Raw genomic sequence first — 14,575 nt, 5'->3', positions numbered from 1 at the left:
CTGCTCGTCTTTTGTCTCGATTCTGTGACTCGACTCTCTTTCCCCTCTTCAACAGTTTTCTCCCCCTACTTTCTCTCTCTTTGTAGTAGTTTTACACCTCTTATATCTAGTGTTTCGCACGCCTGCGCGAGGACGAACCACACTTTCCTCTTCGTAGCTTGCAAAGATCTGTCGGCTAAAGTGACCGTTGTCTGACGCAGTACTTAAGTTACCCCGGGGATGTTCTACCCGCATACGCCCCTCCACGAGCGGTGTTCGGAGGAGCAGGAGTCTAGGATGGGACTGCTCACAGAACTCAGAGATAGCATATCACGGGTCACCGACCGGCTGTTTTCGGCCTCCGAGCCGAAGCGAATCGGCATCTACGGACCGCCGAACGCCGGAAAGACGACCCTCGCAAACCGTATCGCCCGCGATTGGACCGGCGACGCCATCGGCCCCGAGAGCCACATTCCGCACGAGACGCGTCGCGCCCGCCGAAAAGAGAACGTCGAGATCGAGCGCAACGGCCGCGCCGTCACCATCGACATCGTCGACACGCCCGGCGTGACGACGAAAGTCGACTACAAGGAGTTCCTCGACCACGACATCGACAAAGACGACGCAGTCCGTCGCTCCCGCGAGGCGACGGAGGGTGTCGCCGAAGCCATGCACTGGCTTCGCGAGGACGTCGACGGCGTCATCTACGTGCTCGATAGCGCCGAGGACCCGTTCACGCAGGTCAACACGATGCTCATCGGCATCATCGAGAGCCGCGAACTGCCGGTGCTCATCTTCGCGAACAAGACCGACCTCGAGGGCTCGAACGTCAAGCAGATCGCCAACGCCTTCCCGCAGCACGAGACGGTACCGCTGTCGGCGCTCGAAGGCGAGAACATGGACGAAGTGTACGACAAAATCGCGGAGTACTTCGGGTGATACCATGCCCGAAGTAAAACGCGGCGACCACGACGGCATCCAGATCGACCTCATCAGCGGCGCTCGGATGGAGAACATGCGGAGCATGGAGAAGATCCGCCTCATCCTCGACAGCGTCCGCGACGGGAAAATCGTTATCCTCGAAGACGGCCTGACGCCCGACGAGGAGTCGAAGCTCATCGAGGTGACGATGACCGAGATCAGCCCCGACAACTTCAGCGGCATCGAGATCGAGACGTACCCGCACAAGAGCAGCGACGGCGGGTTCCTCGGTAAACTCATGGGCCGCGAATCGACGAAGAAGCTCACGGTCATCGGTCCGGCCAACCAGATCGAGACGCTCCACAAGGACGAAACGCTCATCAGCGCGCTCATCTCCCGGAAGTAGTTCGTATGCCGCACGAGTGTACGAACTGCAGCGAGACGTTCGCAGACGGTTCCAAGGAGATGCTCTCGGGCTGTCCGAGTTGTGGGGGTAACAAGTTCCAGTTCCGCCCCTCGTCCTCGTCGGAGTCCCCGGAGTCGACGACATCCGCGAAGCCGACGACGTCCACAGAACCGACGACATCCGCGAAGTCGACGACGTCCGCGGACTCGACGGCGTCCACGGAGACCAGTGGCGACGGCGCTCCCGGCGCCACCGGCGACCCCACCAACCGCGGGCGGTCGCCAGCGACGACTGAGAGCGCGAGCGCGGGTTCGCGGCGGGCGTGGCCCGGACAGGAGACGTCCAGGGACACCGAGTCGAGTTCGCCGAAGCCGTGGCCGTCGACGGCGCGCGAGCCGGCCAACCGACGACAGTCGACCGCGGCCGCCGAATCGGACGTGACGGTCGATCCGCAGCGCCCCGCGAGCACGTCGACTCGACGCGGTCGTTCCCAACCATCGGACGTGTCGTCGAGTGACGGCGGACCTGCAGCCGAAACGCGGGAGGACCGCGCGCAAGCCGACGCTCGAAGCGGCACCGTGAGTCCGGACGAGATCTCGCGCGCCGCACCCGCCGAGACGCCGCAGTCGGCCGGCGACACCGACGACACCGCCGAAGTCGACGATAAACCGGACCTCTCGACGCTCCGCGAGGAACTCAACGAGCAGTTCGAGAGTATCAAAATCGTCAGCCTCGGGCAGTACGAACTGAACCTGATGGAGCTGTACGACCGCGACTCCTACATCATCTCGCTGCAGGAAGACGGCCACTACGTCATCGAGGTTCCCGAGACGTGGAACCGAGACAACGACTGAGTTCGTCTCTGTAATCTCTCCTGCCGCCTCTTCTCGCCCGCGTAGGACTCTTTCTCTTCCTCCTCCGCGCGCCACCGCACACACACCTTCCAGTCTACTCGACGCCTCCTGGCGCACCTTTCGGTCCACTCGACGCCTCTTGGAGCTACTCCGCGCGCTCGCGCGGCTGGGTCTCGTCGACCGGAAATGAGGGGCCGAAGCGTTCGACCTGGCGATTCGGGTGATGGTCTCGGCCTCACGGCAGCGTTCACGGCCATCGTCACCGACTTCTACCCCCGCGCGGCGGTCAGCGGCTTCCGGTACTGGAGCGGTACGTGGAAGGACGTAGCACGTCGGTTGGGTGTCGGTGCGTCGGTCGGGTGTCGGTGGTCAGGCGGCGTCAGCGGTCAGGCGGGTCGGCGCGTCGGTCGAGCGTCGGCGGATTGAGTCGGTAGAGCTTTTACATCTACCGCGTCGGACCGCTGCGTCGGCCGATCTCGACAACCCGTGCCTTTTCAGCACGTTTTAAGCGCCCGCGGTGACACGCTATCGCCATGAGTACGGCGACGAAAATCGTCCTCGGTACCGTTGGCATCTCGGTCATCCTCGGCGTGAGTATCCTCGCAGTCACCGTCTTCGGCTGACAGAGAATCCAGACGATGTTCCAGAAACGGCAGCTCAGCGGTGAGCTTCGAGCGGTCAGAGACGAGTACGCACCCGAGACACTCGTCGTCGACGCCGACGCGGACTTCGAGACGATTCCACCCGCGGCCGCGGAGGACCTCGGTCTGCTCGCCGAGTCGCTCGACCCGGCGGCGTATCCCGCCGCGTGGCTCCCAGAGGACTCCCCAGTACTGCTCCGGCGCTACGCGGGCGGAACGTTCACTATCGGGATGCCCGGCGACGGCACCGTCGTCTGGACCCGGCAGACGAACCCGCCGACCGTCATCGCCAAGAAGCGCGCCGAGGGAACCCCCGAGGCGTTTCTGGAGTTCCTCTTCGCGGAGGCGTTCGTCCAGATTCACCTCGGCGTCCCCGAACATTTCCTCCCGTTCTTCGGCGAGAGCTACCGCGACCTCGACGCGGCGGTGTCGTTGTCACCCGCCGAACTCTACCAGATCGCGGCCGCGCTGTTCGACGGCTGGGTCGGCGTCCAGACGTGCGAGGTGTTCGCCGAGTGGGGTGACGACTACCCCGACCTGTACGATGCGTGGCTCGACGCCGGCACCCACCTCGAAGGGCGCATCGAGGGACTCTCCGGCGAAGTCGCCCGCGGCGAGACGTCGTTCGTCGACGCCACGGAACTGGCGTGCTCGGGGCTGAAACACGCTATCGAGCTTCCGGCCCCGTTCGCGGCGCTGGACACGACGGCGTACCGCGACCACGGGGCGGCCTACGCGGTTCGCTGGGCCGAGAAGACGTTCGAGAAGTTGCGTGACTAACCGGAATTTCGAGGACTGCCGGCTTCGACTACCGCTGTTCGTAGCTGACGCTGCCGTCTTCGGCGAGGTCCACGATGCCGGTGAACAGTTCCCTAAAGCGTTCGAGGACGTCCTCGTCGTGGACTTCCTTCGAGAGGTGGAAGATGCCGACGGCGTCGTTCTCCTCTAAGAGTTTGAGCAGGCGCTTCGTCGCCTCGTAGACGCCCTCTTCGTCCGCGTAGTACGCCATCTCGGTGAGCGAATCGACGCTCACCCGCAGTTTTCCGGGGTGGTTCTCGAAGAACTCACGGGTCTGCGCGACGATGCCGTCGAGGTCGTCCGGCGAGGAGACGTAGTGGACGTGGTCGGACTTGCGCCGCGAGTAGCCGCGTTCGACCGAGAGCGTGTCGAGGATGACCGCGCGGGCCTCGTCGACGTCGTAGTGTTCGAGCTTCTGTTCGACCTCGCGGGCGGTCGTCCGCGTCGAGATGACGAGGAAGTAGTCGGTGTCGGTCTTCAGAAAGTCGGTGTCGATGCGGTCGGTCTCGCCGATGCTCGGATGCAGAAGAAGCAGACCAGTCCCCGCAGGGATGGTGTCTGGAGCGTTTTCGATGGCGAGGCTGTAATCCATATCGGAGAATCCAACCGAACTGACTTAACGATGCGGGCCAGCACTCCGGCGCTCGATTCGGTCGGCGAGGCCCGACCGCCGTCGAACGGGTCTCAGAACACGCTGTCGGCGGTCGCTGCGCCGGTGACGCTGAACACCGCGCCGATGCTCGTCGCCTTCAGCGTGATCACCACCTGCGTCCAAAACGTCACCTCGGCGGCCTCGACGTGGTTCGGGATGAGCGTCGCCGGCGCGTCGAACGCCAGCGCGAGGATGAACACCGAGAAGTAGGCGACGAGGATGAGCGAGACGAACCGCAGCGGAATCCCCGCGAGTTCCGCCTCGCGGTCAGGGTCGCGGTCGTCGTCGGCTTTGTACAGCGCGCCGTAGCCGATTCCGAGGACGATACCGACGGTCAACACCGTCTGGTACCACTCCATCCCGACGGCGAGCGCCCACACCTCGTCGGTGACGACGAACGGCCCCGCGAGGAGAAAGCCGCCGACGACCTGCTGTGCACTGTCCGCGAGCTTGAACCGACGATGATGTCCGACCCGAACCATAGCGACACGTTGCGACGACTGAACGTAAACGTCACGCGTTCGTCTGAACGCCGCTCTGACTCCGAACCGACTTTACTCATCCCCGCCGACGTACCGCCATGAGTGTCCGCGAGGAGTTCGACGCGTGGGCGGCCGACGGCCGCGATAAGGGGATGGAAGAACGCCACTGGCACACCGCAAAACACGTGCTCGCGCGGATGCCCGTCGAGGTGGGTGACACGGTGCTCGATCTGGGAACTGGAAGCGGTTACGCGCTCCGAGCGCTCCGCGAGACGAAGAACGCAGGTCGCGCCTACGGGCTCGACGGTTCACCCGAGATGGCCCAAAACGCCCGCGGTTACACCGACGACTCCGGCGTCGGCTTCGTCGTCGCCGACTTCGACGAGCTGCCGTTCGCCGACGACGCCGTCGACCACGCGTTCTCGATGGAGGCGTTCTACTACGCGGCCGACCCCGAACACACGCTCGAAGAACTCGCCCGGGTCCTCCGCTCCGGCGGGACGTTCTACTGCGCGGTCAACTACTACGAGGAGAACGTCCACAGCCACGAGTGGCAGGAGAACATCAGCGTCGAGATGACTCGCTGGAACCGAAGCGAGTACCGCGAGGCGTTCCGAACCGCCGGCTTTCACGTCGCCGAACAGGACAACGTGCCGGACCTCGACATAGAAATCCCCTCGGCCGAGAAGTTCCCGACCGATAACTGGGAGACCCGCGAGGCGATGGTCGAACGCTACCGCACGCTCGGAACGCTGCTGACGGTCGGCGTCGTCCCGTGACTTCGATTACCGCCGACCTGAGACGTCGCCCCGTGACTTCGATTACCGTCGACTTGAGACATCGTCCCGCGAGTCCGGCACGGTCGACTTGAGACGCCACTCCCGCAAACGTTTATAAACGAAGACAGGACCACCTCGCCCCGTGATCTGACTCTCGGCGCGCGGCGGTTCGCGGTTGCGCGACCAGCCGCCGTGCGACTCTCTTGAACTCCGCCGGTCGCCTGTTCGCTCCTTCTCTCTCGCGTTCTCTCAGTTCACGTCCAGATTTCGCGTCGGCAAATCGGAGACGGCCGGTCCGTCGACGACGTGACCGTCGTACTCGAAGCGCGACCCGTGACACGGACAGTCCCACGACCGCTCGGCGTCGTTCCAGTGGACGATGCAGTCCATGTGCGGACAGACGGCCGAGTGCGTGTGCAGTTCTCCGTCGTCGTCGCGGTACGCCGCTATCGGTTTCGTCCGCTCGCGGAGCACTGTCGACTCGCCCGGTCGTAGCCGCGCGAGGTCGTCGCGGTGCGGTTGCGACAACCAGTCGCGTACGAACTCTTTTGCGACGTTCGCGTTCTGCGTGGCGAACTCCGTCGCCGACGTTCGGTCGACGGTCACTCGGCTCGGGTCGTACACGTCGGCCCAGGAGTTCTCCTCGCCGCGAACGAGGTCCGCGAGCAACAGCCCCGACGCCGTACCGTTGGTCATCCCCCACCCACCGAAGCCGCTGGCCATGTACACGTGCTCCGAGAACGGCACCGCGCCCACGTACGGCACTTTGTCCACCGAGGCGTAGTCCTGCGTCGACCAGCGGTACTCGACGGACTCTACGTCGAAGTGCCGCCGGGCGGCCTCCTCGACCTTCCGGTAGCGCTCGCTCGTGTCGCCACCTTGTCCCGTCTTGTGGTTCTGGCCGCCGACGAGCGTCAACACCTCGTCGCCGGTGTCGTGCGTCCGAACCGAAAAGTACTGATCGCCGGTGTAGTAGTACATCGCCTCCGTCGGCGGGTCGGCGACGCGAGCCGCGACGACGTACGACCGCTTCGGGTGCATCCGCGCGAAGTACGCGCCCGTGTCGTGGATCGGAAAGTGCGTCGCGAGGACGACGTCGTCAGCGAGAATCTCACCGCGGTCGGTGTCGACGACCGGCCGCGCGCCGCCCTCGACGTCGAGCGCCCGCGTCTCCTCGTAGATGCGTCCGCCTTCGCCGAGAAACGCTTCGGCCAGCGCCAGCAGGTAGTTCCGGGGGTGGAACATCGCCTGGTCGTCGAATCGTACGGCGGCGACCGCTTCGTCGTCGACGGCGATCGACTCCTCGTACTCCGAGGGGAGACCGAATCGACGGGTCGCGTTCACTTCCTGTCGCACCTCCGAGCGACGCTCCGACGACCGGACGTAGGCGTACGACGGCAGTCGACGGAACGCGCAGTCGATACCGAGTGACTCGACGCGCGATTCGACGTGGTCGATGGCGGCCTCGTTCGCCTCGGCGTACTGTCGAGTCTTTTGCTCACCGACGGTCGACGCCAGCGTGTCGTAGACGATCCCGTGCTGCGAGGTGAGTTTCGCCGTCGTCTTGCCCGTGACGCCGGTGAGGATGTGGTCGCGCTCGACGAGTGCGACGTCCTGTCCCGCCTCAGCTAACTGGAGTGCGGTCGTCACCCCGACGATGCCGCCGCCGACGACGGCGGTGTCGACGTCGATGCCGCCGTCGAGCGGCGCGTACTCCGTCGTCGGCGAGGTGCCGAGCCAGACGGACGTCCGCTCACCCGCCGGAAACTGGTCGGTTCTCGATGCTGTGGCGTCAGTGTCGTTGTGGTCGTTGTCCTTCATCGGAGAACTCCGTCGTCCGAGGTGCGGCCGAGCGCCGCGCGGGCGTGGAAACCGTCACCAACCGGTCCTGCGAAGGAACCACGCCGCGCCGAATAAATCTAGGACCCACTGTCACCGCGATCGGAGTGTTTACCATTCGAATACGTGCGCGTCCGCGGGGTCGAATCCCAGCTCGACCGTCTCGCCTGTCGGCGGTGACTCCGGTGCGCGGACGGTCACCGCGCGTCCGTTCCAGTCGAGGTGGACGCGCGTCGTCTCGCCGAGAAACTCTGCCTCCCGAACCGTCGCCTCGAACCGATTCTCGCGTCCGCCGACCTCCAGTCGCTCGGGGCGGACGCAGAACCCGACGCTCCCGCCGTCGAACCGCGGCGATTGTGAGGGAGACGAGCCTGACCCGACCTGCGCCGACTCCCTCTCGCTCGCTGAATCGTCCGCGGCCGCGTCGACTTCGAACACGGTCTCGCCGACGCGCACGTGAAGCCGTCGCAACCCCTCCGTTTCATATGCAACTTCCGACTTGTCGTGCTCGTCGACCAGTTTGCCCTCGAACAGATTGTTGTCGCCGACGAACGAGGCGACGAACCGCGTCGCCGGCCGTTGGTACACCTCGCGCGGCGAGCCGATCTGTTCGACGCGGCCGGCGTTCATCACCGCGACGCGGTCGGAGACGGCCAGCGCCTCCTCCTGATCGTGGGTGACGTACACCGTTGTGATCCCCAACTCCGACTGAATCTCCTTCACCTGCAGGCGGAGGCGCTCGCGCAGACGCGCGTCGAGGGCGCTCATCGGTTCGTCCAGTAAGAGAAGACGCGGTCCCGGTGCGAGCGCGCGAGCGAGCGCGACGCGCTGCTGTTGGCCGCCCGAGAGTTCGGTCGGGTCGCGCGCTTCCATACCCGCGAGGTCGACGAGTTCCAGGAGCTCCGAGATGCGTTCCTCGCGTCCGCGGCGTCGCTCTCTGTCGGCGAACCGAAGCCCGTAGCCGACGTTCTCGGCGACGCTCATGTGCGGAAACAGCGCGTAGTTCTGGAAGACGACGCCGACGTTTCGGCTCTCCGGCGGCACGCCCGCGACGCTCTCGCCGTCGAACTGAATCGAGCCCTCGGTCGGCGGTTCGAACCCCGCGATGAGCCGCAGCGTCGTCGTCTTGCCACAGCCGGAGGGGCCGACGAGCGTGAAGAACTCGCCGTCACGGACGCGGAGGCTCACGTCGTCGAGCGCCGTCGTCCCGGCGTACACCTTCCGGACGTCCTCCATGGCGATCTCAGACACCGCGGGACCCCCTGCCGAAGCGTTCGATGACGACGAAACTGAGGCTCGTGACGACGAGGAGGAGACAGCCCATCGCCGTCGCTGGTCCGAGGCGGCGACCGAGATAGCGTTCGACGGCGACCGGCATCGTGTAGCTGTTCGACCCGGTGGCCAAAATCACCGTCGCGTCGAACTCGCCGACGCTGATGGCGAAGGCGAACGCCGCCCCGGCGACGACGCCCGCGGCGACGAGCGGCAGTTCTACGTCCCACAGCGCCCGCGTCCGCGACGCGCCGAGGCTCCGCGCGGACTCGACCAGTCGCGGGTCCAGATTCCCGAGCAGCGGCGCGACGTTGCGCGTGACGAACGGATACGCGCTCACGGCGTGCGCTGCGACGATGGCGATCGCGCCCGCGACGGTGAAGCGGTAGCCGAACGCCTCGAAGCCGAACACGAGCCCTCGAAGGAGGCCGAGGCCGACGACGATGCCGCTCACCGCCAGCGGGGCCATCGACAGCGCGTCGACCACCTTCCGGCCGCGGTAGCGCCGCGTCGTCAGCACTGCCATCACGACGCCCATCGGCAGCGCCAAAAGCAGCGTGCCGACGCCGAACAAAAGCGAGTTGAGCACCGCGGGCAGCGGCTTCACCTGAAACTCGGTCGCCGTCGCCTGTCGCTGAACGAGGAACTCGTAGTAACGCGTCGTCAGCGACCCGTCGGGTGCGGTGATGCTCGAAAGCAGCATGCTGGCGATGGGTGCGACGAAGACGACCAGGACGACGACGCCGTAGCCGAAGACGGCGACGCGTGAGAGCGTCTCACGGACCGAGAGTCCGTCGAGCGACCCCGGAACCAGCCTTTTTCGAGGTGCCGGACGCGCTCCCGCGCCGAAGGCGGCGGTCTGTTGGCGGGCCTCGTATCGGAGGTACGCGTAAGTGAGGCCGAGCGAGACAGCCGTCTCGACCACCGCGAGCGCGGCGGCGTCGGCGTACGCCAGCTGCTGAACACGATAGAAGATGAACACCTCGATAGTCGCGTACTGGAGGCCGCCGAGCGCCAGCACGATGGGAAACGACGCGAACGTGAAGACGAACGTCAGCGTCGCGGAGACGAGAATCGCGGGGAGAAGTTGCGGAACGACCACGTCGAGAAACGCCCGCGTCGGCGACGCGCCGAGACTCCGCGCCGTCTCCACCGTCCGCGCGTCGAGGCTCTCCCACGCCGCCGTCGTCATCCGGGTCACGAGCGGCGCGTTGTAGAACGCGTGGGCGACGATGATAGCGGGAAGCGTGTACAGCAGGTTCACCGGACCGAGTCCGAGCGAGGAGAGCAGGCGGTTGAGCGTACCGTTCGCGCCGAAGGTGGCGACGAAGCCGATGGCGACCATGATGGAGGGAAGCACGAACGGGAGAATCGTTAGCGAGCGGAGCGTCTCGCGGCCGCGGAACTCGAAACGCGACAGCACCCACGCGCCCGGCAGCCCGAGCGCGACGCTGGCGACGGTCGATAGCACGGCCTGATACGCGGTGAAGCCGATGATCTCGACGAGGTAGAAGCGCGACGTGAGCACGCCCAAAAGCGGTGCGAACGTCAACTCGCCGTCGTCGACGACGGCTTCGACGAACACCGTCGCGACGGGGTAGTAGAAGAGAACGAGGAGGACGACGCCAGTGACGACTGCGACGACGGCCAGCGCGCGGGCTTCGAGCCACCCCGAGACGGTGCTGCGTTGTCGGCCGACCCGTCCGGTCGACCCGTCGCCGCCCGCGTCCGCGCCCGCCTCGCCGGCTCTCGTCGCGTCGCTCACGTCAGTTGCTGGCGAACTGCTGGGCCCACGCGTCGGTCCACTCACTGAGGTTGCCTTGGAGCTCCTCGTAGGAGAACGTGACCGGTGTCTCGGGTTCCTTGGCGTACTGGGCGAACTCCTCCGGCAGCGGCGCGTCGGAAATCGCCGGGAACGAGACGTTTCTGACTGCGATTTCGGCCTGCACCTCCGGGCGGAGCATGAACGAGAGGAACCGGTTTGCGAGGTCCGCGTTCGCGGAGTCGGCGAAGCGGGCCATCCCCTCGGGATTGGCGTACGCCTCGCCGTTCAGGAAGCGGATCTGGTGCTCGCTGAGGTCCTCGCCCTCCTCGTTGGCGTACACCTGGTCAGTCGAGTAGGAGACGACCATCGGCGCTTCGCCGTTCGAGTAGGCTGCGTAGGAGTCCTCCCACGTGCCGAGCACGCGGACGCCGTTCTGCTGCAACTGCTCCCAGTAGTCGAGGTAGCCGTCCTCGCCCTTCGCGTGGATGGTGTGGAGCAAGAACGCCTGTCCGGTCGCACTCGACTGCGGGTCCTGTGCGAGGAGGTCGCCCTCGAACTCGGGGTCCAGCAGGCCGTCGAACGTCTCGGGGGCCGTCGCCTCGTTCTCGTTGTAGACGAGGCTGATGTAGCCGGTGTCGTACGGAATCGCGCGGCCCTGCGGGTCGAACTCCAGTCCCGACTGGACGGCGTCGCGGCCCTCGATATCGCCGGCATCGACGGGAGTGAACAGCTCGCCATCGACGTTCTCGTCGACGCGGATGAGCATGTTCGTGTCGAGGCCGACGTAGGCGTCGGCGTCGATGTCGACGCCCTGCGTCGCCCGCTCGATGTAGTAGTTGATCTCGTTGTCGGGAGTCTGCCACTCCAGCGTGGCGTCGAACTCGGACTCGAACTGTTCTTTGAGCCACGCTCCCGGGCTCGAACTCGGCGCGTCGACGAACGCGGAGTACGTTGCAATGCGGAGCGTCGCCGGTCCCTCGGGCGTTCCGGTGGTCGTGCCCGTCGCGTCTCCGTTTCCGGTCTCGTTCGACCCGGAGCCGTCGGCTCCGTCGTCGACGGGCTCGGCGCTACAGCCGGCGACGAACGCTGACACGCCCGCAGCGCCCGCCGCTTTGAGGAAGTTTCGTCGTCTCATTACGAGGTGATTACACCGAGTGTTATTTAACGGTCGTGGTCTGTCCGCGCCGGAGAACCCCGTCGACGCTCGACTCCGAAGGCGAGAACCGAACGGCTATTACGGTCTCTTCGGAACCTCCGGCGTGACTTTCGACCGACGGTACGTTCTCGGGGCGGTGTTCGTTATCTCGGCGGCGTTGGCGGCACTGATACTCGCCGACGTGTTGGGGACGGTGTTTTTCGCCCTGACGGTGGCGTATCTCCTCTCGCCGTTGCGTCGAGAACTGACCCGGCGCGGGCTGTCGGCGTGGACGTCGAGCGCCGTCGCCACCGCGGCCGCGTTTCTCGGCGTCGTCGTCGTCGCGGCACCGCTGGTCGGCGTGCTCGTGCTTCGGTTCGACGCACTCCGCGGGTTGCTCGCCATCGTCCCCGACGCGGTGACGCTCGAACTCGCCGGCTACGCCTACACGGTGACGCTCGACCAGGCGACGGCGGTGGCGCTGTCGCTTCTACGGTCGCTCGCACAGGAAATCGTCGTCGCCGCGCCGGTACTGCTCATCAAACTCTCGGTGTTCGCGCTCGTCGTCTTCGCGTTGCTGTTTCGGGCGGGGACGACGCGCGAGGCCGTGTTGGCGCTCGTGCCTTCCGCGTACCGGGACGTGGCGTCGGCACTCGACAAGCGCGCACGCGACACGCTGTTTGCGATCTACGTGCTGCAGGCGGCGACGGCCGTCGGGACGTTCTTCGTCAGCGTCGTCGTCTTCGCGCTTCTCGGCTACGACTTTCCGGTCGCGCTTGCGACCGTCGCGGCGGTGCTGCAGTTCGTGCCCGTTCTCGGGCCGAGTCTGCTCCTGTTGCTCTTGGCGGTGTACCACCTCACGCTCGGACAGACCGTCGCTGCGATCCTCGTCTTCCTCATCGGCGGGTTCTTCGTCGCGTTTCTGCCAGACGTCCTCATCCGACCGCGACTCGCCCGGCGCACGGCGAATCTTCCCGGGAGCATCTACTTTGTCGGCTTCGTCGGCGGGCTGTTGAGTCTCGGCGCTCTCGGCGTCATCGTCGGGCCGCTCGCCGTCGCACTCGTCCTGGAGAGCGCGGCGTTGTTCTCGTCGGAACTCAAAGAGAATTAACCAAATGAATTAACTTGATGCGCCGCCGGTCTTTTGTGTAATCGAGCGATAGTTGGACCCGTGTTCACCGCATGACTCTCTACGCCGAGTTCGCTCTCCCGCCCGACGTTCTCCCCTTCAGTTCGATTCTCGCAGCGACGCCCGACGTGCGAATCGAACTCGTTCGCGTCATCCCGACGAGGCCCGACGTGTTCCCGTACTTTCGTGTCTCCGGCGCCGACGAAGACGCCGTCGTCGACATCCTCTCTACACACGACGCCTTCGAGAGCGTCGACGTTCTCGGTCCCGACGGCGACGGGACGCTCTTTCGGAGCCACTGGACCGCGGCGGGTGACGAGCTCCTCGCGGGGTTCGCTCGCCTCGACGTGGCGCTCCTCAGTGCGACCGGCACGCCGGAAGGGTGGACGTTTAAATGTCGAGCGCCGACGCGCGAGGGACTCTCGGCGTTTCAGGAGTACTGCAGGGACCACGACGTCCCGCTGAGCCTCCGTCAACTCCAGCGACTCGACGGCGCTGCACGGCAGTCGGAAGGACTGACAGAAACTCAGCGGGAGACGCTGCTGCTCGCGTTCCATCGGGGGTACTTCGACGTCCCGCGGCGCACGTCGCTCGACTCGCTGGCCGACGAGTTCGACATCAGTCGACAGGCGGTCGCCGACCGTCTGCGCCGCGGTTATCGCAACCTCGTCAGACGGACGCTCGTCGAACAGTGAGTCCGGACGCGGTAATAAAGGACGTTGCATAGTCACGGGACACACTCTCTAGGGTATACGACCACACCCGGTTGTGACTGTCACTTCACCGCTCATTACTCCCGGGCCACACGCGAAGGTCTACCGACGCAGCGACGGCGAACGACCGAGCGACACCGTCGTCAGAGCTGTCGCCGACGCCGCGAAGACGGATCCGCTCTCGCTGCCACCGCTTTTCGACGCCATCAACCCCGACGCGCTGGACGACCTCTTCTGCGATGCGCTCGGCGGGCACCGGCGCTCCGGCAGTCGCGTCGTCGAGTTTCACTACGCGGGCGTCCACATCTCCGTCTTCGACGACGGTCGAGTGCTCGTCCAGTCACACTGACCGCACGCTCCGCTCGCCTTCTCAGTTTTCCGTCGGTGGCTCGCCTCTCTCTCCCTCGCCTTCGAGCGGGCCGCCGCGCGCTTTCCACTCGGTGAGACTCCCCTCGTAGAACGCAATGTCCTCGTAGCCGAGCCGCCGAAGCACGAGGTAGGTGTGGCTGATGCGGCGGGCGGTGTTGCAGTACAGAAGCACGCGCCGGTCGTCGGAGACGCCGTGGTCGGCGAGAATCGACGCCAGTTCGCCGGTCGATTTCAACCCTCGCGTCTCGTCGTCGACGAACTCGCGCCAGTCGAGTTGCACCGCTCCGGGGACGTGGCCCTCCTCGTACTCCCACGGTTCGCGCGTGTCGACGACGACCACGCCGTCGTCGTCGAGGCTGCCGAGCACCGTCTCGTAGTCGACCAGCGGCGACGAGTCGGGGCGTCGAACCTCGTACGTCGTCGCTTCCGGCTTCGGCGTCTCCGTCGTCGTCTCGTACTCGCGGCTCCACGCGCTGTAGTCGCCGTCGAGCAGGTGGAGGCGGTCGGTGTCGTGGCCGTACAGTTCGGCGGTCACGAGAAAGCGGGCGGCGAAGACGCCGTGGGTGTCGTCGTAGGCGACGAGGTGGTCGTCGTTCGTGATTCCTGCCTCACTCATCAACGTCTCCCACGTCTCCGCGCCCGGTAACATCCCTTCATCGCCTGCAGAACTGCGAAACGCCTCGAACGGAATACTCACCGCACCCGGAAGGTGGCCGATACCGTCGAACTCCCACGCGTCGCGCACGTCGACGACGCGGACCTCGTCCAGTCGGTCGGCGAGCCACGACGGTGCGACGACGGCGTTTTCGTACATGTGACGGGCTACGAACGGACGGGATTT

The 14,575-nt window shown here is 65.7% G+C and carries 17 protein-coding genes and 1 pseudogene; 11 read left to right on the top strand and 7 right to left on the bottom strand.

Annotated features, from left to right (window positions below; genetic code table 11):
• Positions 1–276 precede the first annotated feature (276 nt).
• The 7 genes and pseudogenes from LAQ73_RS07510 (at position 277) to LAQ73_RS07485 (ending at position 3,581) form a co-directional block, all read left to right on the top strand.
• Entirely contained in the window at positions 277–918 is a 642-nt protein-coding gene (locus LAQ73_RS07510; RefSeq protein WP_117593782.1) for an Era-like GTP-binding protein, read from the top strand.
• Positions 919–922: 4 nt separating this feature from the next.
• Entirely contained in the window at positions 923–1,306 is a 384-nt protein-coding gene (locus tag LAQ73_RS07505) for a DUF2073 domain-containing protein (RefSeq protein WP_224270605.1), read from the top strand.
• Positions 1,307–1,311: 5 nt separating this feature from the next.
• Positions 1,312–1,464, top strand: a pseudogene (locus tag LAQ73_RS17615) (OapC/ArvC family zinc-ribbon domain-containing protein); the annotation flags it as partial.
• A 420-nt stretch (positions 1,465–1,884) separates the two neighbouring features.
• Positions 1,885–2,160 (top strand): OapC/ArvC family zinc-ribbon domain-containing protein, encoded by a 276-nt coding sequence (locus LAQ73_RS07495; RefSeq protein WP_224270737.1) that lies wholly within the window; start codon positions 1,885–1,887, stop codon positions 2,158–2,160.
• 186 nt (positions 2,161–2,346) lie between these two features.
• Positions 2,347–2,586: a hypothetical protein gene (locus LAQ73_RS07490; RefSeq protein WP_224270604.1), complete on the top strand. Its 240-nt coding sequence runs from the start codon at positions 2,347–2,349 to the stop codon at positions 2,584–2,586.
• 107 nt (positions 2,587–2,693) lie between these two features.
• Positions 2,694–2,783, top strand: a complete 90-nt coding sequence (locus LAQ73_RS17800; RefSeq protein ID WP_425601125.1) for a hypothetical protein — start codon at positions 2,694–2,696, stop codon at positions 2,781–2,783.
• 15 nt (positions 2,784–2,798) lie between these two features.
• Positions 2,799–3,581, top strand: coding sequence for a DUF7089 family protein (locus LAQ73_RS07485; RefSeq protein WP_224270603.1), 783 nt, complete (start codon positions 2,799–2,801; stop codon positions 3,579–3,581).
• A gap of 28 nt (positions 3,582–3,609) precedes the next feature.
• Here LAQ73_RS07485 and LAQ73_RS07480 read toward each other — a convergent pair whose 3' ends face one another.
• Both LAQ73_RS07480 and LAQ73_RS07475 read right to left on the bottom strand, forming a co-directional pair.
• Positions 3,610–4,191 (bottom strand): DUF7090 family protein, encoded by a 582-nt coding sequence (locus LAQ73_RS07480; protein WP_224270602.1) that lies wholly within the window; start codon positions 4,189–4,191, stop codon positions 3,610–3,612.
• 92 nt (positions 4,192–4,283) lie between these two features.
• A complete protein-coding gene (locus LAQ73_RS07475) occupies positions 4,284–4,733 on the bottom strand; it encodes a DUF2391 family protein (protein ID WP_224270601.1) in 450 nt (149 codons plus the stop codon).
• A gap of 98 nt (positions 4,734–4,831) precedes the next feature.
• Between LAQ73_RS07475 and LAQ73_RS07470 the strand changes: the two genes are divergently transcribed.
• Positions 4,832–5,512 (top strand): class I SAM-dependent methyltransferase, encoded by a 681-nt coding sequence (locus LAQ73_RS07470; RefSeq protein ID WP_224270600.1) that lies wholly within the window; start codon positions 4,832–4,834, stop codon positions 5,510–5,512.
• Positions 5,513–5,761: 249 nt separating this feature from the next.
• On the opposite strand, the gene LAQ73_RS07465 is transcribed toward LAQ73_RS07470, so the two are convergent.
• The 4 genes from LAQ73_RS07465 to LAQ73_RS07450 all read right to left on the bottom strand — a co-directional run bounded on the left by LAQ73_RS07465 (position 5,762) and on the right by LAQ73_RS07450 (position 11,523).
• Entirely contained in the window at positions 5,762–7,333 is a 1,572-nt protein-coding gene (locus LAQ73_RS07465; protein ID WP_224270599.1) for an FAD-dependent oxidoreductase, read from the bottom strand.
• Between the two features lie 129 nt (positions 7,334–7,462).
• Positions 7,463–8,587 carry an ABC transporter ATP-binding protein gene (locus LAQ73_RS07460; RefSeq protein ID WP_224270736.1) on the bottom strand — a complete coding sequence of 375 codons (1,125 nt, stop codon included), beginning with the start codon at positions 8,585–8,587 and terminating at the stop codon, positions 7,463–7,465.
• Positions 8,588–8,594: 7 nt separating this feature from the next.
• Entirely contained in the window at positions 8,595–10,388 is a 1,794-nt protein-coding gene (locus LAQ73_RS07455; protein ID WP_425601124.1) for an ABC transporter permease, read from the bottom strand.
• 1 nt (position 10,389) lies between these two features.
• A complete protein-coding gene (locus LAQ73_RS07450) occupies positions 10,390–11,523 on the bottom strand; it encodes a thiamine ABC transporter substrate-binding protein (protein WP_224270598.1) in 1,134 nt (377 codons plus the stop codon).
• A gap of 124 nt (positions 11,524–11,647) precedes the next feature.
• Here LAQ73_RS07450 and LAQ73_RS07445 point away from each other — a divergent pair, with 124 nt between their 5' ends.
• From LAQ73_RS07445 to ddfA, 3 genes are all read left to right on the top strand, one after another.
• A complete protein-coding gene (locus tag LAQ73_RS07445) occupies positions 11,648–12,634 on the top strand; it encodes an AI-2E family transporter (protein WP_224270597.1) in 987 nt (328 codons plus the stop codon).
• A gap of 71 nt (positions 12,635–12,705) precedes the next feature.
• Complete coding sequence (locus LAQ73_RS07440) at positions 12,706–13,347, top strand: helix-turn-helix domain-containing protein (protein WP_224270596.1); 642 nt, start codon at positions 12,706–12,708, stop codon at positions 13,345–13,347.
• Positions 13,348–13,420: 73 nt separating this feature from the next.
• Entirely contained in the window at positions 13,421–13,714 is a 294-nt protein-coding gene (gene ddfA, locus LAQ73_RS07435) for a DdfA family disk-determining factor (protein ID WP_224270595.1), read from the top strand.
• Between the two features lie 21 nt (positions 13,715–13,735).
• Here ddfA and LAQ73_RS07430 read toward each other — a convergent pair whose 3' ends face one another.
• On the bottom strand, positions 13,736–14,548 hold the full coding sequence (locus LAQ73_RS07430) for a sulfurtransferase (protein ID WP_224270594.1): 813 nt from the start codon (positions 14,546–14,548) through the stop codon (positions 13,736–13,738).
• Between the last annotated feature and the right edge of the window lie 27 nt (positions 14,549–14,575).

Origin of the sequence: Haloprofundus salinisoli (assembly GCF_020097815.1) — an archaeon.
Lineage (GTDB): Archaea > Halobacteriota > Halobacteria > Halobacteriales > Haloferacaceae > Haloprofundus > Haloprofundus salinisoli.
The sequence above is the reverse complement of the archived record's forward strand: the minus strand, read 5'-3'. Positions and strand labels throughout refer to the sequence as shown.